Genomic DNA, 21151 nt, shown 5'->3' with positions numbered 1-21151 from the left:
CTTTCCTGAGGTGGTGCGACCCCGTCTTGGGTAGGTACGGGGAGTCTTCGGGGGGGGGGAGCGGGTCAGGCGGCCTTGCTCACGTCGGCCGCCGCGGGCTCCTTGGCCTTGAGCAGCCGGAGCCGGGGTGCGGCGCCTCCGCGTCCGCCGCGGCGGTGCAGGGTGCGGGCCGCGTAGTCGCCGGCGAACTGGATGAGCGAGATGGCGACGGCGAGGAGCGCGACGGTGATCCACATCAGGCCGGTCTCGAAGCGCTGGTATCCGTAGCGGACGGCGAGGTCGCCGAGGCCGCCGCCGCCGACGGTGCCGGCCATGGCCGAGTAGCCGATGAGGGCGATGATCGTGGTGGTGGTGCTGGCGATCAGCGACGGAAGCGCCTCGGGGACCAGGACCTTGCGGACGATGGTCCAGGTGTTGCCGCCCATGGACTGGACGGCCTCGACGAGTCCTCCGTCGACCTCGCGGACGGCGGTCTCGACGAGCCGCGCGAAGAACGGGATGCCGCCGATGGCGAGCGGCACGATCGCGGCCTCGCTGCCGATGGTCGTACCGGTGACCCAGCGCGTGAAGCTCATCAGCGCGACCATGAGGATGATGAACGGCATCGAGCGGCCGATGTTCACGATCTGGCCGATGACCTTGTTGACCACGACGTTCTGCAGCAGGCCGCCCTTGTCGGTGAGGACGAGGAGCACACCGAGCGGGAGCCCGGCCACCACGGCGATCAGGGTGGACCAGCCGACCATGATCAGGGTCTCCCAGGACGCCTGCTCCAGCAGCGGCTGCATCTCGGACCAGGTCACTTGGCACCTTCCTTCACCAGCAGGGACGGCTCGTCCGGCGTCTCGTCCGGCGTCGCGTTCACCACGTCGATCTGCAGGCCCTGTTCGCGCAGGAAGCCGACGGGCACGACGTTGTCCTCGTAGCGGCCGGGCAGTTCGATGCGCATCCGGCCGACCTGGAGGCCGCCGACGGTGTCGATGGCGGCGCCGAGGATCGATATGTCGATGTTGTAGGTGCGGGAGAGCTGGGAGATGACGGGCTGGGTGGCGGCCTCGCCGTGGAAGGTGACGTCCAGGACGGTGCGGTCGTCACCGGACGCCTCGCCACCGACGGGGAAGAGCGCGGCGGCCAGTTCGGAGCCCGGCGTGGCGAGGAGCTCGCCGACCGTGCCGGACTCGACGATGCGGCCCCGGTCCATGAGGGCGGCCGAGTCGCAGATGCTCTTGACGACGTCCATCTCGTGGGTGATGAGCAGGACGGTCAGCCCGAGCTGCCGGTTGAGGTCGCGCAGCAGCTGGAGTATGGAGCGGGTGGTCTCCGGGTCGAGGGCGCTGGTGGCCTCGTCGGAGAGCAGGACCTTGGGGTCGCCGGCCAGGGCGCGGGCGATGCCGACGCGTTGCTTCTGACCGCCGGAGAGCTGGGCGGGGTAGGCCTTGGCCTTGTCGGCGAGACCGACCAGGTCGAGCAGCTCCAGCGCCTTGCGGGAACGTTCCTTCCCGGACCTGCCGAGGATCTCCAGGGGCAGTTCGACGTTGTCCTGCACGGTCCGCGAGGACAGCAGGTTGAAGTGCTGGAACACCATGCCGATACGGCTGCGCGCCTGCCGCAGTTCCCGGCCCGCGCGGGGGCCGCGGCCGGCCAGCGCGGTCAGGTCCTGGCCGGCGACGGTGACCGTGCCGGAGGTGGGGCGCTCCAGGAGGTTGACGCAGCGGATGAGGGAGGACTTGCCGGCGCCGGACTGGCCGATGACGCCGTACACCTCGCCCTCGCGGACGTGCAGGTCGACGCCGTCGAGGGCGGTGACCTCGCGGCCTCGTGAGCGATAGACCTTCGTGAGGCCCGATGTGGTGATCACGTGGGTTTCCGTCACTGTCGAGTGCGCGGCGCGGGTGTGGGCGCCGGGCACGGGGCGTTGTTCTTCGGGGTTCTCGGGGGACCTTCGGAACGCGGCACGGTTCTCACGGTGGCGTGCAACCGCGGGACCGGGGAGAAACGTGTGCGCGGGGCGTGGCTCGGCCGCGTGCGCGGGGCGCGGTGGCGGACTCGAGCGGCGCTCGCTTCGGGGCGCGAGGCTCAGGTGGTGCAGGGGCCCTCTAGAAGGCGCACATTCGACACGTACGACGAGGCATACAACGAGCACCGGGCGTCTTCGTCGCCTCGGTCGCGCGGGTGCGGTCGCTCGTCGTGCTCATGCGATCAGTAAAGCAGACCGGCGGTCCCGGCCGGCCACCGGTGTCCGGATGCTGGACAGCGGTGGACGGTGACCGGACACGGGGGCGCGGTTCCATCCCCTGACGGAGACTGCGGGTGACCAGTACGGACAAGGCCGGAGGGTGGGTGACCACCAGGTGGGCGTCGAGCTCGTCGGCCCGGGTGCTGTGGCCAACACCACGATGGTCGTACCGGCCCGCCCGGGCAGCACGGTGATCCCGTGGCCGGGCGGGGTCGGGCGCGGCGCGGCTTTTCGGGCGTAATAGGGTCGCTGCCATGCTTGACGTCCTGATGCTGGTGACCGGCGTCACCGCGCTGCTGCTGGCCGCCTGGTGCGGCTGGGCGGCCTACCGTGACCAGCCGACGAAGGACTGGCACTTCATCGGCATGGCCGTGGTCTCGCTGCTGGCGCTGATCCAGCTGGTGGTCGGGATCGTGCAGCTGGCGCGGGGCGAGGAGCCGGAGCAGGGCACCACGATCTTCGTGGCGTATCTGCTGGGCGCCTTCGCCTGTGTCCCGGCGGCCGGGTTCATGTCGCTGGCCGAGCGCACCCGCTGGGGTTCGGTGACGGTCGCCGCCGGCGGTGTCGTCCTCGCCGTCCTCGAGGTGCGGCTCTATGACATCTGGGGAGGCTGAGATGGTGGCCACGCAGGAGAAGCCGGCCCGTAAGCGGTTGATCGGCGGCCCCGGCATCCTGCTGGTGTGGCTGTACGGGGTGATGGTCGTCGGCGCCGTGTCGCGGTCCGCGTACCAGATCGCGACCGAGTTCGACCGGGCCCCGCTCGCCTACACGCTGTCGGCCCTCGCGGGCGTCGTCTACGGCTTCATCACGTACACGCTGGTGCGCGGCGGCGAGAGGGCCCGCAAGGCGGCGCTGGTGTGCTGCGCCGCCGAGCTCGTGGGCGTCCTCGCGGTCGGCACCTGGACGCTGGCCGATCCGTCCGCCTTCCCCGACGCGACCGTGTGGTCGGACTTCGGGATGGGATACCTGTTCATCCCGGTGCTGCTTCCGCTGACGGCGCTGTACTGGCTGCGCCGGGCCCGCACCGCTTGAGGGCCTGTCCGGCGGGCGCTCAGGCCGTGGTCGCGTAGGTCCCGGCCGGCTTCTCCAGGACGATCATGGGTACGCCGTCCGTGCCCTCGGCGGTCCCCACCGTCTCGTAGCCGACCCGCCGGTACAGCCGCAGGTTGCTCTCGCTGCGGTGCCCGGTGTGCAGGCGGAAGCGCTTGGCGCCGCGCTCCCCGGCGAGCGCGGACTCGGCGGCGCGCAGCAGGCGGGCTCCGATGCCGTGCCCCTGGAGGCGGGGGTGGACGCACAGTTTGCCGATGGACGCGGCCCCGTCCTCGGTCACCCGCCCGCGCACCGAGCCGACGACCTCGTCGCCGAGCCGCGCCACGAAGACGCAGTCGGCGGCGACCTCCTCGCGCACGGAGTCGAGGGTCTGGACGAGCGGGTCGATGCGGTAGTTGCCGTACAGCGCCGCCTCGCTCTGGAAGCAGAGGTACTGCAGCCGGAAGATCTGCTCGGCATCCTGCTCGGTCGCCGCCGAGATGGTCACGCTCATGCCCATGTGCGCATGCCTCCCGCTCACCTGATCACCTGTGGGTCCCCCACTCCTATCCCCGTCCTCAGCGGGCCGCAACCTCCGGCGCGAGCAATCGCCGTAGACATCCCAGACATCGGGAACGTTCCGGGCCAAGACTGCCTTGTGAGATACCCAACTCCCCCGCGATTTCCCGGTATGTGAGGTCCTCGGGCGACAGCAGGGCCTCCATGAGCCGGGGGCAGCGGCCGGGCAGCCGGCGCACCGCGTCGCGCAGGGCGCGCCGACGGGCCGCGGCGAGTGCGAGGTGCTCGGGCTCGTGGTCGGTGGCGCCGGCCGGTTCGGTCGCGTACGGCCGCTCGTCGCGGGCCGTGCGGCGGGTGCGGCGCGCCTCGGTGCGGACGGCGCTGCGCAGCCAGCGGTGCGGGTCGTGGGGCGGGCCGTCGACCTCCAGGCGTTCCAGGAGGCGCAGCCAGACCGCCTGTTCCAGGTCGCCGGCCTCGGCTCCGGAGGCATATGCCTCGGCCGAGGCCTCGGCGGTGAGCAGGGGGCGCAGGAGGGTGACCAGGTCGTGCGTCATATGCGGATCGACGCGGCCGCCCGGGCGGCGGGTTGCCCGGACGGCCGAAGGTCACCCCAACCGGGGTCGTGCGCTCAGCTGTTGACGAAGTCCTCGCGGGCCAGCAGTCCGGTGTCCGGGTGGTCGGTGAAGACGCCGTCGATACCGGTGGCGAAGTACGTCCTGAACGCGCCGAAGACGTCGCCGTAGGCGTCGGGGTCGCTGCCCTTGCGGAAGTCCGCGGGCAGGAAGGGGTTTTCGTTGCGCAGGGTGTACGGGTGCAGGATCAGGCCCGCGCGGTGCGCGTCGCGGACCAGCGTGGTCGGCTCGGTGAGCCGGCCGGCGGAGTCCTTCGGGATGATCAGGTCCAGGGTCGGGCCGATGCCCTGCGCGTAGGAGGCGATCTCCTCGAGGCCCTTCGGCGTGATGAGGTCGGCCGTCGTGCGCGGGTCGCCGGTCTCGACGAAGTCCCAGGGGCGGCTCTTGGCGCCGGACAGCAGGACGGCGAGGGGGTTGTCGACGAGCCTGCTCATCCGCTGGATACTGGTGGGCTCGAAGGACTGGATGATGACGGGCGAGTTCTTCCGGTTCTTGCCGTACTTGCGCAGCAGCCGCGCGAGACGCTCCTCCGTGCCCAGGCCCAGCCCCCGGAAGTAGGTGGGGTGCTTGAGCTCGGGATAGATCCAGACCTGCTTGCCGCGCCTGCGGGTCTGCTCGTTCTGCCAGCGCAGCACCTCTTCGAAGGTGGGGATCTCCCAGCGGCCGTCGTAGAGGGTGTTGTGGGGGCGGTTGGCCGGGATGCGCTCGGTGGCGCGGAGCGTCTTGAGCTCGGCGAGCGTGAAGTCCTCGGTGAACCAGCCGGTGACGGAGACGCCGTCGAGCGACTTCGTGCGCTTGCGGTCGGCGAACTCGGGGTGGTCGGCGACGTCCGTGGTGCCGCCGATCTCCGGCTCGTGCCGGCAGACCAGGTGACCGTCCTTGGTGGGGACCAGGTCGCCGGCCTCGACGATGTCGGCGCCCATGTCGAGGGCGAGTTCGTAGGCGCCGAAGGTGTGCTCGGGCCGGTAGCCGCTGGCGCCGCGGTGACCGATGACGGTCGGGACCGGCAGGCTCTTCACGCCGCCGCCGTGTCCGCCGCCGTGCCGGGCGTCGGCGGCTCTCGCCGTGCCGGACAGGCCGAGTACGGCTCCGCCGGCGCCGAGCACCGCTGCTCCGAGGAGCGCCCGCCGTCCGGTGCCGCCCGCCTGCTCGTCCGACTCCTGCGTTCCCATCAGGGCCTCCTGCCGTTGACCGTCGGTGCGGGCCGATCGTAGGGGCGCGTACATGACCAATGGGAGACCTCGGGCGGAACACGCGGGTGCGTGGTGATGTCGTATGGGCGTGGAGGGGCCGGTGGGGTGGGATGTCTGACGTGTCGTCGGCTTCGGGGCGGCCGGCCGGGGTACCCGGTTCAGTGGTCGTGGTCGTCGTAGTGGCCCGCGAGGCCGGCCGTGGTGCACAGGGGTCGGCGGCGCGTGTCCGGCGGCGCGCCTCACGCGGTCCGCGGGTCGCGCGTGCTTCGATCCGGGCCGTGTCCGCACCCCCCGGGACCGACGACGCCGGTCCCCGCGGACGCGACCTGCCTCACATCCCGAGTGGGTGTTACGGCCGCGCAACACCCCTGCACCGCAGGTGAACGCACGTCAACACTGCGTAAGACCCGGGTGACCCGACGTGCGTGACCCCCGCGGCCGCGAGTAATGTCCTCACCTGCACAGACTCATACCGCATCCCCGACACCGGAGGACCCGTTGTCCCGCTTCGCGCTCATCAAGGCAGTGCTCGGCCCGATCATGCGCCTGATGTTCCGCCCACAGGTGGAGGGCGTGGAGAACATCCCGGGCGACGGTCCGGTGATCCTGGCCGGCAACCATCTCACCTTCATCGACTCGGTGATCATGCCCCTGAAGTGCGACCGGCAGGTCTTCTTCATCGGCAAGGACGAGTACGTCACCGGCAAGGGCCTCAAGGGGCGGCTGATGGCCTGGTTCTTCACCGGCGTCGGCATGATCCCGGTCGACCGGGACGGCGGCCGGGGCGGGGTCGCGGCGCTGATGACGGGGCGCCGGGTACTGGACGAGGGCAAGGTCTTCGCCATCTACCCGGAGGGCACCCGCTCCCCCGACGGCCGCCTCTACCGCGGCCGCACCGGCATCGCCCGGCTCACCCTGATGACCGGCGCCCCCGTCGTCCCGTTCGCCGTGATCGGCACCGACAAGCTCCAGCCGGGCGGCGCGGGCCTGCCCCGGCCGGGCAAGGTCACCGTCCGCTTCGGCGAGGCGATGGAGTTCTCCCGCTACGAGGGCATGGACCGCGACCGCTACGTCCTGCGGGCCGTGACCGACTCCGTGATGACCGAGGTCATGCGGCTGTCCGGCCAGGAGTACGTGGACATGTACGCGAGCAAGGCCAAGGCGGCGTAACGCCGCGCGGACACACGGACGGCGGGCCGCTTCTCGAGCGGCCCGCCGTCCGTGTGTTCGCCGGGCACCCCGGTCGGGCGTTCTCACGAGCGCCCGCGGACACCGGCCGCGCTGTTACGGGTGCTCCACCCCGTCCTCCAGGCGCTGGCCGCGCAGCAGGAACCAGGATGCCGCGGCGGCCGCCAGGAGGACGGCCGCGCCGACACCCGCCGCGACGGCCAGGCCGTCGACGAAGGCCTGTCGGGCGGCGTCCAGCAGCGCCTCGCCCGTGGGGGCCGGCAGCCCGGAGGCGGCCTCCACCGCACCGCCCAGTGACTCGTGCGCCGCGTCCGGGGTGCCGACCGGGCCGGTGAAGTCGCGGTAGACACCGGTCACGATCGAGCCGAGCACGGCGATGCCGAGGGCGGCGCCGAGTTCGTACGCCGTCTCGGAGACCGCGGAGGCGGCGCCCGCCTGCTCGCCCGGCACGCTGGAGAGGATCACGTCGGCGGTGACGGTGAACGAGAACCCGGCACCGACGCCGACGACCAGCAGGACCACGCCCAGCAGCGGGTAGCCGGTGTTCTGCTCGACGACGGTCAGCGCGGCGAGCGCGAGACCGACGGCGGCGAGTCCGCCGGCGACCACCGCACGCACCGAGAAGCGCCGGGCCACGCGGCCCGCGATCAGACCCGCGACCACCGCGCCGATCGCGGCGGGCAGTTCGGCCAGGCCCGCTTCGAACGGCCGCCTGCCCTGGACCAGTTGCAGGTACTGGGAGAGGAAGAACACCAGCCCGGACAGGCCCAGGATGGTCAGCAGGTCGGCCAGGACCGCGCCGCTGAAGCCGCGGCTGCGGAACAGCCGCATGTCCAGCAGCGGGACCGGCATGGTCAGCTGACGGCGCACGAAGCCGTAGAGCGCGGCGGCGCCCAGCAGGCCCACGGCGAGGGTGACCCACGCGAACCCGTGCGCGGCGGTCTCCTTGACGGCGTACACCACGCCGACCATTCCGACCAGGGAGAGGACGACGCTGAGCAGGTCCCACGGGCCCGGGTTCGGATTGCGGGACTCCGGCAGCAGCTTGACGCCGACGACGACCAGGACGGCCATCACGGGCAGGTTGATCAGGAAGACCGAGCCCCACCAGAAGTGCTCCAGCAGGAAGCCGCCGACGACCGGGCCGACCGCCGCACCGGCCGAGGCCGCGGCGCCCCAGATGCCGACGGCGAGGCTGCGTTCGCGCGGGTCGTGGAAGAGGTTGCGGATCAGGGCGAGGGTGGCGGGCATCAGGGTGGCGCCCGCGACGCCGAGCAGGGCCCGGGCGACGATCATCAGCTCGGGCGTGGACGCGTAGGCGTTGAGGACGGATATCGCGCCGAATGCCGTGGCGCCGATCAGCAGGATCCGCTTGCGTCCGATGCGGTCGCCGAGGCTGCCCATGGTGACGAGCAGACCGGCGATGACGAAGGAGTAGACGTCGCCGATCCAGAGCAGCTGGGTGCCGGACGGCGCGAGGTCCTCACTGATGTAGGGGGTCGCGAGACCGAGCACGGTCGCGTCGACGGCCACCAGCAGTACGGCCAGCACGAGGACGGACAGCGCCAGCCAGCGGCCGGGGCGCTTCACCGCCTCGGTCGTCTGCGCCGACTGCAGGGTGCGGGTCATGGTTCACTCTCTCCGAAGTGCGCCGCCGAGCAGCAGCTCGACGATCATGCGGGTGAAGTCGTTGCGGGCCAGGCGGCCCTCGGTCACGGCCCAGGCGCCGGAGGCCAGCAGGCCGTACAGCGCCTCGGTGAGCCAGGTCGGGGTGAGGTCGATACGGAACTCACCGCTCTCCTGGCCCCGGCGGAACAGCGCGGTGAGGCGGGCGTCGAGGCGGGCCCAGCCCTCGTTCTGCTGTTCGCCCTCGAACAGCTGGTTCTCGCTGTAGAGGAAGGCGAGCAGGGCAGCGGCGGGCTCGATCTCGCGGACGAGCCGGCGCAGCGCCTCGGCCGCCGGCCCGTCGTCGGGACGGGCGGCGTCCAGGGCCGCCTCGCACTCGGCGAGACCGAGCGACTCCAGGGCCCGGACGAGGGCGTCGCGGCCCGCGAAGTGCCGGTGCAGCGTGGCCCGGCTGACCCCGGCCGCCCTGGCGACCTCGTCCATGGTCGCGGTGGCCTTGCGGGTCAGCAGGGCCGCGGCGCTCCGCAGCACCAGTTCACGATCTACAGCCATGAGACAACAGTAACCCACATGAGACATCTTTGTCTCATGCTGGGCATGCGTGACTCATCACTCGGGGTGCTTCACGGTTCTCCGGACTCAGTGCCAGGGCAGCTGTCCGCGCCGCTCCCAGTAGTCGTCGGGGTCCTCGACGAGCACGCCGAGACGCGCCACCTGGTCGTCGTCGAGGTCGACGACGGCGGCGTGCAGGTTCGAGCCGAGCTGGTTCACGGTCGCCGCGCCGGAGAGGACGACGCCGGCCCAGGGCTGCCGGAGGACCAGCGCGAGGGCGACCGCGTCGCAGCCCAGGGCCGTCTCCTCCGACACGGCCTTCAGGGCGTCGGGCGCGTGGGGCTCGGCGAGACGCCCGTTGGCCATGCCCTCCTTGACGATCACGGTGAGCCCGGCCTCGTGCGCCTCGGCCAGCGCGGGCGCGGCGGAGGTCTCCAGCAGGTTGTACGTCGACTGGACGGTACGGAAGAGGGGCTCGCCGTCGACGGTCACCGCGAGCGCGGCGCGGATGGTGTCGGCCTGGGCGGGGCCGCTGGTGGAGAAGCCGACGGTGACCCCCCGCGCGGCGGCCTCGGCCAGCCTCGCGTGCAGGTCCTTGTCGGTCAGGGCCGGGCTGTCCGGGGTCAGCGAGTGGATCTGGTAGAGGTCCAGCCGGTCGCCGAGCAGGGCGTCGGTCTCGGCGCGCTGGCGCTCGTACGTCGCGACGCCGTGGTCCTTGACCTCGTGCTGCTCGGCGTCGGCCGACCAGTCGGCCGTGTAGGTGTAGCCCCACTTGCTGCCGACGACCACGTCGTCGACGTCGGGACGGTCCCGCAGCCAGCCGGCGAGGAACTCCTCCGAGCGGCCGTAGGAGCGCGCCGCGTCGAAGTAACGGACGCCCTGCGCGTAGGCGGCGTCGAGGAGGTCGTAGGTGCGCTCGCGCATCGCCTCGACGCTGCGGTCGGCCGGCAGGTCCCGGTCACGGCCGAGGTTGATGTAGCCGGGGCGGCCGACGGCGGCGAGACCCAGGCCGATGTGGCAGGTGGGGGTCGTCGCCGAGGCCAGGCGGGCGAAGGGCATCGCGGGCTCCGTTCGGTCGGCTGCTGAGGCTCGTGACCAACGTAACCGCGATGCCCCTCGGGCACACCGGCTGCTACTTCTTCGCGTTCGCCCAGGCGTGCTGGCCGGCCACGTCCGCCTTCACCTCGGCGAGCTGGACGGCGACCGCGCGGGGTGCCGTACCGCCGCGGCCGTCGCGGGAGGCGAGGGCGCCGGGGACGTTGAGCACCGAGCGGACCTCGGGGGTGAGGTGGGCGGAGATCTTGGCGAACTGCTCGTCGGTCAGCTCGTCCAGCTCCTTGCCCTCGGCCTCGGCGACCTTCACGCACTCGCCGGCCACCTCGTGCGCGACGCGGAACGGCACGCCCTGCCTGACCAGCCACTCGGCGATGTCGGTGGCGAGGGAGAACCCGGCCGGAGCCAGCTCCTCCATGCGCTCGCGGTGCACGGTGAGGGTGGCCATCATGCCGGTGAAGGCCGGGAGCAGGATCTCCAGCTGGTCGATGGAGTCGAAGACCGGCTCCTTGTCCTCCTGGAGGTCGCGGTTGTACGCGAGGGGGAGGGCCTTGAGCGTGGCCATCAGGCCGGTGAGGTTGCCGATCAGGCGGCCGGACTTGCCGCGGGCCAGCTCGGCGATGTCCGGGTTCTTCTTCTGCGGCATGATCGACGAGCCGGTGGAGAACGCGTCGTGGAGCGTCACGAAGGAGAACTCCTTCGTGTTCCAGATGATGATCTCCTCGGCGATCCGGGAGACGTTGACCCCGATCATCGCGGTGATGAAGGCGAACTCGGCGACGAAGTCGCGCGACGCCGTGCCGTCGATGGAGTTGCCGGCACTGCCGTGCTCGAAGCCGAGGTCCTTGGCGACCGCCTCCGGGTCGAGGCCGAGGCTGCTGCCCGCGAGCGCCCCCGACCCGTACGGCGACACGGCCGTACGCGTGTCCCACTGGCGCAGCCGCTCCGCGTCCCGGCCCAGCGCCTGGACGTGGGCGAGGACGTGGTGGGCGAAGAGCACCGGCTGGGCGTGCTGGAGGTGGGTGCGGCCGGGCATCGCCACGTCCGGGTGGGCCTCGGCGAGGCCGATCAGCGCGTCCTGGAGGTCGGCGATCAGGCCGCCGACGGCGCGGGCGTGGTCCCGCAGGTACATGCGGAAGAGGGTCGCGACCTGGTCGTTCCGGGACCGGCCGGCGCGGAGCTTGCCGCCGAGGTCCGGGCCGAGCCGCTCCAGCAGGCCGCGCTCCAGGGCGGTGTGGACGTCCTCGTCGGCGATGGTGCCGACGAAGTCGCCGGACGCCACGTCCGCTTCCAGCTGGTCGAGCCCGGCGATCATCCGGGTCAGCTCGTCCTCGGTGAGCAGCCCGGCCTTGTGCAGCACGCGCGCGTGGGCACGCGAACCGGCGATGTCGTAGGGCGCGAGCCGCCAGTCGAAGTGGACGGACGCGGACAGCTTCGCCAGGGCCTCGGCGGGACCGTCGGCGAAACGGCCGCCCCAGAGCCGTACGTCACCGCTGTTGCTGCTCACTTGTGTCGCTCCTCACCGTGCAATCACTGGCATGCATGAGTATGCAGAACTCTGCATGATTCGTCAATCTCGCAGGTTGGCGTGATCCACCGCGCCCCCTGCTCCATAATCGTTAGACATGGGAAAGACTTATGAACGCATAGACGGCAGACTCCGCTCGTTCATCGAGGCGCAGCCCCTCTTCTTCACCGCCACCGCTCCGCTGACCGCCGACGGCACGATCAACCTCTCCCCCAAGGGCCTCACGGGCTCGTTCGCCGTGCTCGACGAACTCACCGTGGCCTACCTCGACTTCGCAGGATCCAACGCCGAGACCGTCGCCCACCTGCGGGAGAACGGGCGGATCACCCTGATGTGGTGCGCCTTCCAGGGCCCGCCGAACATCGTCCGGGTGCACGGCCGCGGCGAGCCGGTCTTCCGCGACGACCCGCGCTTTTCGGAGCTGCTCACCCACTTCCCGGACATCGACACCACCGCGCACGGGCTCCGCGCGATCATCGTCGTCACGGCCGAACTCATCCGCGACACCTGCGGCTACGGCGTCCCCTTCATGGCCTACGAGTCCGACCGGGACCTGCACGCCAAGCGGTTCGCACGCGAGGACGACGCCTCGCTCAACGCGTACTTCACCAAGAAGGAGCACATCGCCACGAGCCTGGACGGCCTTCCCGGGCTGCCGTTGCCGCTGCCCCCTTCTACCGTCTGAGGCATGCGCCCCGGTGTCGTCGTCGCCCTCGTCTCCGTGTCCCTCCTCGCGCTCGGTGCCGCGCCCGCCGAGCGGCCCGCTCCCCGGCCGCTGCCCGCCCGGATGGCGAACACCGGCGGCGGCACCCAGTTGATCACCGCGGTCGCACCGGGGACCGGCTCGACGACGGGCACGGTCACGTGGTGGGACCGGCGGGGCGGCAGCTGGGTGAAGGCCGGTTCCGCCGCCGCCCGCTTCGGGGCCGGCGGACTGGCCGACGGGAAGACGCGCCGCCAGGGCACGAACACCACCCCCACCGGGCTGTACGACCTGCCCTACGCCTTCGGCATCAAGGCGGCGCCGCGCGGGACGGCGTACCGCTACCGGCCCGTGCGGCGGCACTCCTGGTGGTGCCAGGACACCGCCTCCCGCTCCTACAACCGCTGGACCGAACCGCGCCCCGCGGACTGCCGCGCCGCCGAGGCCGAGCACCTGATCACCTACACGGCGCAGTACGCACACGCCCTGGTCGTCGGCTTCAACTACCACCGCCCGGTGCGCGGGCGCGGTGCGGGCATCTTCCTGCACGTCAACGGGCGCGGAGCGACGGCCGGTTGCGTGTCGGTGCCGGCGGAGGCGATGCGCCGCATCCTGCGGTGGGCCGACCCGGTCGCCCGGCCGCACATCGCGATCGGCACCTCGGGCGGGGCGACGGTGATCACGCGCTATTGAACGGCGTGGCGGAACAGCCCGACCGAACAGCGGGTGGGCTGAACGCTCGGGTGGTGCGGCACGTATCTGTGGGCCAAGGGTCAAGTCCCCGGAGGAACCGTGACCACCACGTCCACCACGCTCGCAGGCGGCCGCGCCGCCCGCCGTCAGACGATGCGGCGCATCCGTCCCCGCCGCTCCCCCGCCGTCCCGTTGCTGCTCGCCGTGTGGGCGGGCGCGGCGGGCGTGTTGTGGCTGTGGTGGCGCAACACGCCCGCCATCTCCGACGACACCGGCAGGATCCTGGGCGCGGGCCGGATCACCGGGCTGCTCGCCGGGTACCTCATGGCCCTGGTGGTGCTCCAGATGGCCCGGGTACCGGCCCTGGAGCGGCGGGTGGGGTCCGACCGGGTCGCCCGCTGGCACGCCCTGACCGGCCGCTACACCCTCTGCCTGGTCCTGGCCCACGTCTTCCTGATCATGTGGGGGTACGCCGCGCAGGCGGGCAAGGGTCTCGGCGACATCGTGCAGCAGACGATCGACTCGGTGAACCAGCTGCCGGACATGGGCAAGGCCGCCGTCGGCACCGGCCTCCTGGTCCTCATCGGGCTGCTGTCGGCCGGCCCGGTCCGCCGCAGGATCCCGTACGACGCCTGGTACCACGTGCATCTGCTGACGTACGTGGCGGTGTTCCTGACCTTCTGGCACCAGTTGACCACCGGCAACGACTTCGCCGTCGAGCCGCTCGCCAGGACCGTCTGGTACGTGCTGTACGGATCGGTGACCGCGCTGGTGCTCTGGTACCGGATCCTGACGCCCCTCCGCCTCAACCTGCGGCACCGGATGCGGGTGGAGGCGGTGATCGAGGAGACGCCCGGGATCGTGTCGGTGCTGATCGGCGGTCGCAGGCTGCACCGGATGGGCGCGGAGGCGGGGCAGTTCTTCCGCTGGCGGTTCCTGGCGCCGGGGATGCGGTTCAGCTCCCACCCGTACTCGCTGTCGGCGGCGCCGCGACCGGAGATGCTGCGGATCACCGTGAAGGCGATCGGCGACCACAGCGCCCGGCTGCGCGAGCTGGAGCCCGGTACGCGGGTGTGGGCGGAGGGTCCGTACGGCGCCCTGACCGCGCAGCGCCGCAGCCGCGGCAAGGTGCTGCTGGTGGCGGGCGGGGTCGGGATCACGCCGATGCGGGCCCTCTTCGAGACGCTGCCCGGCGCCTCCGGCGACATCACGCTGCTCTACCGGGCCAACAGCACGCAGGACCTGGCGCTCTGGGACGAGCTGGCCGGCATCGCGGACGAGCGCGGGGCCCGGCTGATGTACGCGGTCAACAGCCCGGACGGGGAGCGTCCGGACATCTCCGCGGAGACCCTGGCCCGCAAGATCCCGGACGTCGAGCGCCACGACGTCTTCCTGTGCGGGCCGCCCGGCTTCGCGCAGTCGGTGTACGAGGCACTGCGCGGGGCGGGCGTCCCCGCACGCCGTATCCACCACGAGTCGTTCGAGATGTGAGCGACGGACATCAGGAGTCCAGGACAGATGAGGAAAAGCCACCCCGTTCGGCGTGCCGTGCTCGCCGGCGCCGCGACCGTGTCCGGGATCGTGCTGCTGCTGTCGCTGAAACCGGCGTCCGACCCGGGCTCCGCCTCGGCGGCGGGCGGCGCGGCTCCGCCCGTGGCCGCGCAGTCGCCGCAGGGCGGCCGGGACGCCGGGGCCGGCACGGTCACGGGCGACGCGGCCCGTACCCAGTACGGGCCCGTGCAGGTCCGGCTCACGATGAGCGGCGGGAAGATCACCAGGGCCGAGGCCGTGCAGGCGCCCAAGGGCGGCCAGAGCGACCAGGTCACCGCCGACGCCGTACCCAAGCTCAACCGGGCCGCCGTCGCGGCCGGGAGCGCCGACATCGACGCGGTCTCGGGCGCCACCTACACCAGCGCCGGGTACGCGAAGTCGCTCCAGTCGGCCCTCGACAAGGCGGCCGCGACGGCCGAGTCCGACCCCGGCTCCGGAGCCGCCGGAGAGGGCGCCGGCGCCGGGCAGGGCACGCAGGTGCTCACCGGTGACGCCGCGCAGACCCAGTACGGCCCCGTGCAGGTCCGGGTGACCGTGAGCGGCGGGAAGATCACCGGCGCCGAGGCCCTCCAGGCGCCCCAGGGCGGCCGCAGCGACCAGATCACCGCCGACGCCGTTCCCGAACTCAACCGGGCCGCCGTCGCGGCCGGGAGCGCCGACATCGACGCGGTCTCGGGCGCCACCTACACCAGCGCCGGGTACCAGCAGTCCCTCCAGTCGGCGCTGGACCGGGCCGGTGGCTGACACCGGGGCCGGGTCCGCACAGGCTCCCGCCGCGGTGCGTCACGTGGAGGAGGCGATGGGGACCGTCTTCTCCTTCGACGTCCGCGGCGGGGAACCCATGGCTGTCCGGGCGGCGCTGGACGAGGCGGTCGCCGGACTGCACCGGGCCGACGAGGTGTTCAGCACGTACCGGGACGGCAGCGAGGTGTCCCGGCTGGCGCGCGGGGAGCTGACCGTCGACGCGTGCGCGCCGGACGTCGCCGAGGTGCTGGAGCTGGCGGCCGAGGCGGAGCGGGTGAGCGACGGCTGGTTCAGCACGCGGTACGAGGGACGGCTCGATCCGACCGGCATCGTCAAGGGCTGGGCCGTGGAGCGTGCCGCGCGGCGGATCGCGGCGGTGGTCGCCGGTGCGAGCGGCGTCAGCGTCAACGGCGGCGGGGACGTGCAGTTGCTCGGGACGCCGGGTGCGGCGCGGCCGTGGCGGGTCGGGGTGTCGGACCCGCTGCGGCCGGGCGGGCTCGCGGCGGTCGTCTCGGCGGCGGGGGCGGCGGAGTTGGCCGTGGCGACGTCCGGCTCCGCCGAGCGGGGCGCGCACGTCGTCGATCCGCGCACGGGGCGCTCCGCGGTGACCGACCTTTTGTCCGTCACGGTGGTGGCGCCCCGGCTGACGTGGGCGGACTGCTGGGCCACGGCGGCGTTCGCGATGGGGGCGCGGGAGGGATTGCGGTGGCTGGAGTCCCTCGACGGGGTCGAGGCGCTGTTGGTGACTGCGGGGGACGAGGTGCGGTGCACCGGGGGGCTGGCGGCGCGTCTGGGCTGAGGCAGGGCGTTGCACTTACCCCGCGTTGGCGGGGTGTCTCCCCCACTCTCGGCTTCGCTCGAGCGGGGGGACCCGTGCCGCCCCAGCGGCACGACTGCCCGCAGCTGCGGGCGGGTGCCGTTGTGGCCGGCCTCCCTGCAACCCCCTAGGGGCGCGGGGAACTGCGCGACCGGCCACGACGCGGCCGCAGTCGGCAGGTCACCGCACCGCCCCCTTCAGCTGCCGTTCTGCGCCAGGCGCAGCAAGTGGTCCGCCAGCGCCTGCCCGCCCGTGGGCTCCCTGCTGATCAGCAACAACGTGTCGTCGCCCGCGATCGTGCCCAGGATGTCGTGCAGCTCCGCCTGGTCGATCGCCGAGGCGAGGAACTGCGCCGCCCCCGGAGGGGTCCGCAGGACCACGAGGTTCGCCGACGCCTCCGCGGAGATCAGCAGCTCCGCGGAGAGCCGCCGCATCCGCTCCTCCTTGGCCGACTCACCGAGCGGCGCCCGCGGGGTGCGGAAACCGCCCTCGCTGGGCACCGCGTAGATGAGGTCGCCGTCGGTGTTGCGGATCTTCACCGCGTTCAGCTCGTCCAGATCCCGGGAGAGCGTCGCCTGGGTGACGCTCAGCCCGTCGTCGGCGAGCAGCTTCGCCAACTGGCTCTGCGAGCGCACCGCCTGCCGGTTGAGGATGTCCACGATCCGGCGGTGGCGTGCGGTGCGGGTCTGCGGCAGGGCAGGCCCCGCCGTCTGCTCGTGCTCCTGCGCCTGACTCATCGTCGTCTCATTCTCCGGATCGTCCGTCCCCGTGGGCCGCGTGGGCCTGGTCAAGGATGCCGGGCAGTGCCCCGAGGAACGCGTCCACCACGTCGTCGCCGAGGTTCAGCGGCGGCATCAGCCGTACGACATCGGGTGCGGGCGCGTTCACCAGGATTCCGGCGTCCTGAGCCGCCTGCTGCACCTTGGGCGCGAGCGGCTCGGTGAGCACGATACCCAGCAGGAGTCCCGCGCCCCGGACATGGGCGACCAACGGGTGGCCGAGAGCCTCGACGCCGCCGCGGATCTTCTCGCTCTGCCGCTTGACGTTCTCCAGCAGCCCGTCGTCCGCGATGGTGTCGAGGACGGCGAGTCCGGCGGCGCAGGCGACCGGGTTGCCGCCGAACGTCGTGCCGTGCTGGCCCGGTTGGAGCAGTTCGGCGGCGCGTCCGAAGGCGGCCGTCGCGCCCAGCGGCAGTCCCCCGCCGAGGCCCTTGGCGAGGGTGACGACGTCCGGCAGGACACCCTCGTGGGCCTGGTACTCGAACCAGTGCCCGGTCCGGCCGATGCCGGTCTGCACCTCGTCCAGGACGAGGAGCGCGCCGGTGGCGGCGGTGATGGCCCGGGCCGCCTTCAGATAGCCGGGGGGCGGCACGACGACGCCGTTCTCGCCCTGGATCGGCTCGATGATCACCAGCGCCGTCTCCTCGGTGACCGCGGCGGCCAGCGCCTGTGCGTCGCCGTACGGCACGTGCGTGACGTCGCCGGGCAGCGGCAGGAAGGGTGCCTGCTTGCCGGGCTGGCCGGTGAGCGCCAGCGCGCCCATGGTGCGGCCGTGGAACCCGCCGTCGGTGGCGACCATGTGCGGCCGCCCGGTCAGCCGACCGATCTTGAAGGCGCCCTCGTTGGCCTCGGCGCCGGAGTTGCAGAAGTAGACCTTGCCGTCGCGGCCGAAGCGCTGGAGCAGCCGTTCGGCGAGGACGACGGGCGGCTCGGCGATGAAGAGGTTGGAGACGTGGCCGAGGGAGGCGATCTGCCGGCTCACCGCCTCGACCACCGCCGGGTGGGCGTGGCCGAGCGCGTTGACCGCGATGCCGCCGACGAAGTCGAGGTACTCCTTGCCGTCGGCGTCCCAGAGCCGGGCGCCCTCGCCGCGTACCAGGGGCAGGCGCGGAGTGCCGTAGTTGTTCATGAGCGCGCCCTGCCACCGCTCCGTCAGCTCTGCGTTGCTCACGACTCCCCCTGTGCGTCCTGTGCGTCCGGCACGACCATCGTGCCGATGCCTTCGTCGGTGAAGATCTCCAGCAGGATCGAGTGCTGGACCCGGCCGTCGATGACGCGGGCGGTGGTGACGCCGCCCCGCACGGCGTGCAGGCAGCCCTCCATCTTCGGCACCATGCCGCTGGACAGCTCGGGCAGCAGCTTCTCCAGCTGGGCGGCGGTGAGGCGGCTGATCACCTCGTCGGAGTTCGGCCAGTCCTCGTACAGGCCCTCGACGTCGGTGAGGACCATGAGAGTCTCGGCGCCGAGCGCCGCAGCGAGTGCCGCAGCCGCCGTATCAGCATTGACGTTGTAGACATGGTGATCGTCCTGGGAGCGGGCGATCGACGAGACGACCGGGATCCGGCCGTCGGCGAGCAGCGCCTCGATGGCGCCGGTGTCGATCTCGGTGATCTCACCGACCCGGCCGATGTCGACGAGCTCGCCGTCGATCTCCGGCTGGTGCCTGGTGGCGGTGATGGTGTGCGCGTCCTCGCCGGTGAGGCCGACGGCGAGCGGTCCGTGCTGGTTGAGCAGCCCGACCAGCTCGCGCTGTACCTGTCCGGCCAGCACCATCCGTACGACGTCCATGGCGTCCTCGGTGGTGACGCGCAGGCCGGCCTTGAACTCGCTGACGATGCCGTGCTTGTCGAGCGCGGCGCTGATCTGCGGGCCGCCGCCGTGCACGACGACGGGCTTGAGGCCGGCGTGGCGCAGGAAGACGACGTCCTGGGCGAAGGCGGCCTTCAGGTCCTCGTCGATCATGGCGTTGCCGCCGAACTTGATGACGACGGTCTTGCCGTGGTGCCGGGTCAGCCAGGGCAGCGCCTCGATGAGGATCTGGGCCTTGGGGAGCGCGGTGTGCTTCCGCGTGGGTCCGTTGCTCATGAGGAGTACGCGCTGTTCTCGTGGACGTAGTCGGCGGTGAGGTCGTTGGTCCAGATGGTGGCGGTGGCGTCGCCGGCGGCGAGGTCGGCGACGATGTGGACCTCGCGGTAGCGCATGTCGACCAGCTCGCGGTCCTCGCCGACGCCGCCGTTCTTGCAGACCCAGACGCCGTTGATGGCGACGTTCAGCCGGTCCGGCTCGAAGACGGCGGTCGTGGTGCCGATCGCGGAGAGCACGCGGCCCCAGTTGGGATCCTCGCCGTGGATGGCGCACTTGAGGAGGTTGTTGCGGGCGATGGTGCGGCCCACCTGGACGGCGTCGTCCTCGCTCGCGGCGTTCACGACCTCGACCTTGATGTCCTTGCTGGCGCCCTCGGCGTCGCGGATGAGCTGCTGTCCGAGGTCGTCGCAGACGGTGCGGACGGCCTCGGCGAAGGCGTCGTACTCCGGGGTGATGCCGGAAGCGCCGGAGGCCAGCAGCAGCACGGTGTCGTTGGTGGACATGCAGCCGTCGGAGTCGACCCGGTCGAAGGTGACGCGGGTGGCGGCGCGCAGGGCGCGGTCCAGGGCCTCGGTCTCCAGGTCGGCGTCGGTGGTGATCACGACGAGCATGGTGGCGAGGCCCGGGGCGAGCATGCCCGCGCCCTTGGCCATGCCGCCGACGGTCCAGCCGTCCTTGGTGACGACGGACGTCTTGTGCACGGTGTCGGTGGTCTTGATGGCGATGGCGGCCTTCTCACCACCGTGCTCGGACAGCTGACCGGCGGCGGTCTCGACGCCCGGCAGCAGCTTGTCCATGGGAAGCAGTACGCCGATGAGTCCGGTGGAGCAGACGGCGACCTCTCCGGCACCCGTCCCCAGCACCTCGGCGGCCTTCTCGGCGGTCGCGTGGGTGTCCTGGAAGCCCTTGGGGCCGGTGCAGGCGTTGGCCCCGCCGGAGTTGAGGACGACGGCGGACAGCTGCCCGCTCCTGAGTACCTGCTCGGACCAGAGGACCGGCGCGGCCTTGACGCGGTTGGAGGTGAAGACGCCCGCGGCGGCGCGGCGGGGGCCGGTGTTGACCACGAGGGCCAGGTCGGGGTTGCCGTTCGACTTGATCCCGGCGGCGATGCCCGCCGCCGTGAATCCCTTTGCTGCCGTCACACTCACGGCGCAACTCCGATCGTCGTCAGTCCGGTGGTCTCGTCGAGACCCAGGGCGATGTTCATGCTCTGTACGGCAGCGCCCGCGGTGCCCTTGGCCAGGTTGTCGATGGCGCTGATGGCGATGATGCGGCCCGCCGCGGCGTCGTACGCGACCTGGATCGATACGGCGTTGGAACCGTAGACGGACGCGGTCGCGGGCCACTGGCCCTCGGGCAGCAGGTGCACGAAGGGCTCGTCGGCGAAGGCCTTTTCGTAGGCGGCGCGGACGGACTCCGCGGTGACGCCGGGCTTCGCCTTGGCGGTGCACGTGGCGAGGATGCCCCGGGGCATCGGCGCCAGGGTCGGGGTGAAGGAGACGGAGACCGGCTCGCCGGCGACCGCGCCGAGGTTCTGCATCATCTCGGGGGTGTGCCGGTGGCCGCCGCCGACGCCGTACGGCGACATGGAGCCCATGACCTCGCTGCCCAGCAGGTGCGGCTTGGCCGCCTTGCCCGCTCCGGAGGTGCCGGAGGCGGCGACGATCACGGCCTCGGGCTCGGCGAGCGAGGCGGCGTAGGCCGGGAAGAGCGCCAGGGACACGGCGGTCGGGTAGCAACCGGGCACCGCGACGCGCTTGGACCCCTCCAGCGCAGAGCGGGCACCCGGCAGTTCGGGAAGGCCGTAGGGCCAGGTGCCGGCGTGCGGGGAGCCGTAGAACGCCTCCCAGTCGGCGGCGTCCTTGAGCCGGAAGTCGGCACCCATGTCCACGACCAGCACGTCCGGGCCGAGCTGCTCGGCGACGGCGGCGGACTGCCCGTGCGGCAGCGCGAGGAAGACGACCTCGTGCCCCGCGAGGACCTCGGGGGTCGTCGGCTCCAGGACGCGGTCGGCCAGCGGCAGCAGATGCGGCTGGAGCGCACCGAGGCGCTGCCCCGCGTTGGTGTTGCCGGTCAGGGCGCCGATCTCGACCTCGGGGTGCGCGAGGAGCAGACGCAGCAGCTCACCGCCCGCATACCCACTCGCTCCGGCCACCGCCGCACGTACCGCCATGGAAAATCCTCCTCCTCGATGGCATGACTATACGTATCGCTGCACGTTTA

21 protein-coding genes and 1 pseudogene are annotated in these 21151 nt (G+C 72.0%); 8 read left to right on the top strand and 14 right to left on the bottom strand.

Annotation, left to right across the window (positions count from 1 at the left end; translation table 11 throughout):
- Positions 1 to 65: 65 nt before the first annotated feature.
- Together ACIGO6_RS30035 and ACIGO6_RS30030 are read right to left on the bottom strand one after the other, a co-directional pair.
- Complete coding sequence (locus ACIGO6_RS30035) at positions 66 to 803, bottom strand: methionine ABC transporter permease (protein ID WP_399881789.1); 738 nt, start codon at positions 801 to 803, stop codon at positions 66 to 68.
- Positions 800 to 1858, bottom strand: coding sequence for a methionine ABC transporter ATP-binding protein (locus ACIGO6_RS30030; protein ID WP_399881787.1), 1059 nt, complete (start codon positions 1856 to 1858; stop codon positions 800 to 802). The genes ACIGO6_RS30035 and ACIGO6_RS30030 overlap by 4 nt, the downstream gene beginning before the upstream one ends.
- Positions 1859 to 2490: 632 nt before the next feature.
- Between ACIGO6_RS30030 and ACIGO6_RS30025 the strand changes: the two genes are divergently transcribed.
- Positions 2491 to 2850, top strand: a complete 360-nt coding sequence (locus ACIGO6_RS30025) for a hypothetical protein (protein WP_399881785.1) — start codon at positions 2491 to 2493, stop codon at positions 2848 to 2850.
- A gap of 1 nt (position 2851) precedes the next feature.
- Positions 2852 to 3268: a hypothetical protein gene (locus ACIGO6_RS30020; protein ID WP_399881783.1), complete on the top strand. Its 417-nt coding sequence runs from the start codon at positions 2852 to 2854 to the stop codon at positions 3266 to 3268.
- 19 nt (positions 3269 to 3287) lie between these two features.
- Here ACIGO6_RS30020 and ACIGO6_RS30015 read toward each other — a convergent pair whose 3' ends face one another.
- The 3 genes from ACIGO6_RS30015 to ACIGO6_RS30005 form a co-directional block, all read right to left on the bottom strand.
- A complete protein-coding gene (locus ACIGO6_RS30015) occupies positions 3288 to 3785 on the bottom strand; it encodes a GNAT family N-acetyltransferase (protein WP_399881891.1) in 498 nt (165 codons plus the stop codon).
- Between the two features lie 58 nt (positions 3786 to 3843).
- Positions 3844 to 4338, bottom strand: coding sequence for a sigma-70 family RNA polymerase sigma factor (locus ACIGO6_RS30010; protein WP_399881781.1), 495 nt, complete (start codon positions 4336 to 4338; stop codon positions 3844 to 3846).
- Positions 4339 to 4412: 74 nt separating this feature from the next.
- On the bottom strand, positions 4413 to 5588 hold the full coding sequence (locus tag ACIGO6_RS30005) for a glycerophosphodiester phosphodiesterase (RefSeq protein WP_399881779.1): 1176 nt from the start codon (positions 5586 to 5588) through the stop codon (positions 4413 to 4415).
- Between the two features lie 446 nt (positions 5589 to 6034).
- Here ACIGO6_RS30005 and ACIGO6_RS30000 point away from each other — a divergent pair.
- Positions 6035 to 6779 (top strand): annotated as a pseudogene (locus ACIGO6_RS30000) (lysophospholipid acyltransferase family protein).
- Between the two features lie 114 nt (positions 6780 to 6893).
- On the opposite strand, the gene ACIGO6_RS29995 reads toward ACIGO6_RS30000, so the two are convergent.
- From ACIGO6_RS29995 to argH, 4 genes are all read right to left on the bottom strand, one after another.
- Complete coding sequence (locus tag ACIGO6_RS29995; RefSeq protein WP_399881777.1) at positions 6894 to 8426, bottom strand: MFS transporter; 1533 nt, start codon at positions 8424 to 8426, stop codon at positions 6894 to 6896.
- Between the two features lie 3 nt (positions 8427 to 8429).
- Positions 8430 to 8975, bottom strand: coding sequence for a TetR/AcrR family transcriptional regulator (locus ACIGO6_RS29990; RefSeq protein ID WP_399881775.1), 546 nt, complete (start codon positions 8973 to 8975; stop codon positions 8430 to 8432).
- An 87-nt stretch (positions 8976 to 9062) separates the two neighbouring features.
- On the bottom strand, positions 9063 to 10034 hold the full coding sequence (locus ACIGO6_RS29985) for an aldo/keto reductase (RefSeq protein WP_399881773.1): 972 nt from the start codon (positions 10032 to 10034) through the stop codon (positions 9063 to 9065).
- 73 nt (positions 10035 to 10107) lie between these two features.
- Positions 10108 to 11535, bottom strand: a complete 1428-nt coding sequence (gene argH, locus ACIGO6_RS29980) for an argininosuccinate lyase (RefSeq protein ID WP_399881771.1) — start codon at positions 11533 to 11535, stop codon at positions 10108 to 10110.
- A gap of 118 nt (positions 11536 to 11653) precedes the next feature.
- Here argH and ACIGO6_RS29975 point away from each other — a divergent pair, with 118 nt between their 5' ends.
- The 5 genes from ACIGO6_RS29975 (at position 11654) to ACIGO6_RS29955 (ending at position 16046) form a co-directional block, all read left to right on the top strand.
- Entirely contained in the window at positions 11654 to 12241 is a 588-nt protein-coding gene (locus ACIGO6_RS29975) for a pyridoxamine 5'-phosphate oxidase family protein (protein WP_399881769.1), read from the top strand.
- Positions 12242 to 12244: 3 nt separating this feature from the next.
- The gene (locus tag ACIGO6_RS29970; protein ID WP_399881767.1) at positions 12245 to 12952 is read left to right on the top strand and encodes a L,D-transpeptidase; all 708 of its coding nucleotides are present in this window, start codon (positions 12245 to 12247) and stop codon (positions 12950 to 12952) included.
- Between the two features lie 153 nt (positions 12953 to 13105).
- Complete coding sequence (locus ACIGO6_RS29965) at positions 13106 to 14443, top strand: ferric reductase-like transmembrane domain-containing protein (RefSeq protein ID WP_399881889.1); 1338 nt, start codon at positions 13106 to 13108, stop codon at positions 14441 to 14443.
- 27 nt (positions 14444 to 14470) lie between these two features.
- Positions 14471 to 15247: an FMN-binding protein gene (locus tag ACIGO6_RS29960; RefSeq protein ID WP_399881765.1), complete on the top strand. Its 777-nt coding sequence runs from the start codon at positions 14471 to 14473 to the stop codon at positions 15245 to 15247.
- A 55-nt stretch (positions 15248 to 15302) separates the two neighbouring features.
- Positions 15303 to 16046, top strand: coding sequence for an FAD:protein FMN transferase (locus ACIGO6_RS29955; RefSeq protein ID WP_399881887.1), 744 nt, complete (start codon positions 15303 to 15305; stop codon positions 16044 to 16046).
- Between the two features lie 215 nt (positions 16047 to 16261).
- Here the strand turns inward: ACIGO6_RS29955 and ACIGO6_RS29950 are convergent, their stop codons facing one another.
- From ACIGO6_RS29950 to argC, 5 genes are read right to left on the bottom strand one after another with little or no spacing between them, the layout of a single operon-like run.
- Positions 16262 to 16801 carry an arginine repressor gene (locus ACIGO6_RS29950; RefSeq protein ID WP_399881763.1) on the bottom strand — a complete coding sequence of 180 codons (540 nt, stop codon included), beginning with the start codon at positions 16799 to 16801 and terminating at the stop codon, positions 16262 to 16264.
- 7 nt (positions 16802 to 16808) lie between these two features.
- Positions 16809 to 18014: an acetylornithine transaminase gene (locus ACIGO6_RS29945; RefSeq protein ID WP_399881761.1), complete on the bottom strand. Its 1206-nt coding sequence runs from the start codon at positions 18012 to 18014 to the stop codon at positions 16809 to 16811.
- A complete protein-coding gene (argB, locus tag ACIGO6_RS29940; protein WP_399881759.1) occupies positions 18011 to 18928 on the bottom strand; it encodes an acetylglutamate kinase in 918 nt (305 codons plus the stop codon). Before argB ends, ACIGO6_RS29945 begins: the two co-directional genes overlap by 4 nt.
- Entirely contained in the window at positions 18925 to 20076 is a 1152-nt protein-coding gene (argJ, locus tag ACIGO6_RS29935; protein WP_399881757.1) for a bifunctional glutamate N-acetyltransferase/amino-acid acetyltransferase ArgJ, read from the bottom strand. Before argJ ends, argB begins: the two co-directional genes overlap by 4 nt.
- Positions 20073 to 21101 (bottom strand): N-acetyl-gamma-glutamyl-phosphate reductase, encoded by a 1029-nt coding sequence (gene argC / locus ACIGO6_RS29930; protein WP_399881755.1) that lies wholly within the window; start codon positions 21099 to 21101, stop codon positions 20073 to 20075. The genes argJ and argC overlap by 4 nt, the downstream gene beginning before the upstream one ends.
- Positions 21102 to 21151: the final 50 nt, after the last annotated feature.

Origin of the sequence: Streptomyces sp. NPDC053750, from assembly GCF_044544295.1 — a bacterium.
In the GTDB taxonomy this organism is placed as follows: Bacteria; Actinomycetota; Actinomycetes; order Streptomycetales; family Streptomycetaceae; genus Streptomyces.
The sequence above is the reverse complement of the archived record's forward strand: the minus strand, read 5'-3'. Positions and strand labels throughout refer to the sequence as shown.

Coding starts and splice junctions, on each gene's coding strand:
- ACIGO6_RS30025 (WP_399881785.1), top strand. CDS start 2,491: ATGCTTGACGTCCTGATGCTGGTGACCGGCGTCACCGCGCTGCTGCTG.
- ACIGO6_RS30020 (WP_399881783.1), top strand. CDS start 2,852: ATGGTGGCCACGCAGGAGAAGCCGGCCCGTAAGCGGTTGATCGGCGGC.
- ACIGO6_RS30015 (WP_399881891.1), bottom strand. CDS start 3,785: ATGGGCATGAGCGTGACCATCTCGGCGGCGACCGAGCAGGATGCCGAG.
- ACIGO6_RS30010 (WP_399881781.1), bottom strand. CDS start 4,338: ATGACGCACGACCTGGTCACCCTCCTGCGCCCCCTGCTCACCGCCGAG.
- ACIGO6_RS30005 (WP_399881779.1), bottom strand. CDS start 5,588: ATGGGAACGCAGGAGTCGGACGAGCAGGCGGGCGGCACCGGACGGCGG.
- ACIGO6_RS29995 (WP_399881777.1), bottom strand. CDS start 8,426: ATGACCCGCACCCTGCAGTCGGCGCAGACGACCGAGGCGGTGAAGCGC.
- ACIGO6_RS29990 (WP_399881775.1), bottom strand. CDS start 8,975: ATGGCTGTAGATCGTGAACTGGTGCTGCGGAGCGCCGCGGCCCTGCTG.
- ACIGO6_RS29985 (WP_399881773.1), bottom strand. CDS start 10,034: ATGCCCTTCGCCCGCCTGGCCTCGGCGACGACCCCCACCTGCCACATC.
- ACIGO6_RS29975 (WP_399881769.1), top strand. CDS start 11,654: ATGGGAAAGACTTATGAACGCATAGACGGCAGACTCCGCTCGTTCATC.
- ACIGO6_RS29970 (WP_399881767.1), top strand. CDS start 12,245: ATGCGCCCCGGTGTCGTCGTCGCCCTCGTCTCCGTGTCCCTCCTCGCG.
- ACIGO6_RS29965 (WP_399881889.1), top strand. CDS start 13,106: ATGCGGCGCATCCGTCCCCGCCGCTCCCCCGCCGTCCCGTTGCTGCTC.
- ACIGO6_RS29960 (WP_399881765.1), top strand. CDS start 14,471: ATGAGGAAAAGCCACCCCGTTCGGCGTGCCGTGCTCGCCGGCGCCGCG.
- ACIGO6_RS29955 (WP_399881887.1), top strand. CDS start 15,303: ATGGGGACCGTCTTCTCCTTCGACGTCCGCGGCGGGGAACCCATGGCT.
- ACIGO6_RS29950 (WP_399881763.1), bottom strand. CDS start 16,801: ATGAGTCAGGCGCAGGAGCACGAGCAGACGGCGGGGCCTGCCCTGCCG.
- argB (WP_399881759.1), bottom strand. CDS start 18,928: ATGAGCAACGGACCCACGCGGAAGCACACCGCGCTCCCCAAGGCCCAG.
- argC (WP_399881755.1), bottom strand. CDS start 21,101: ATGGCGGTACGTGCGGCGGTGGCCGGAGCGAGTGGGTATGCGGGCGGT.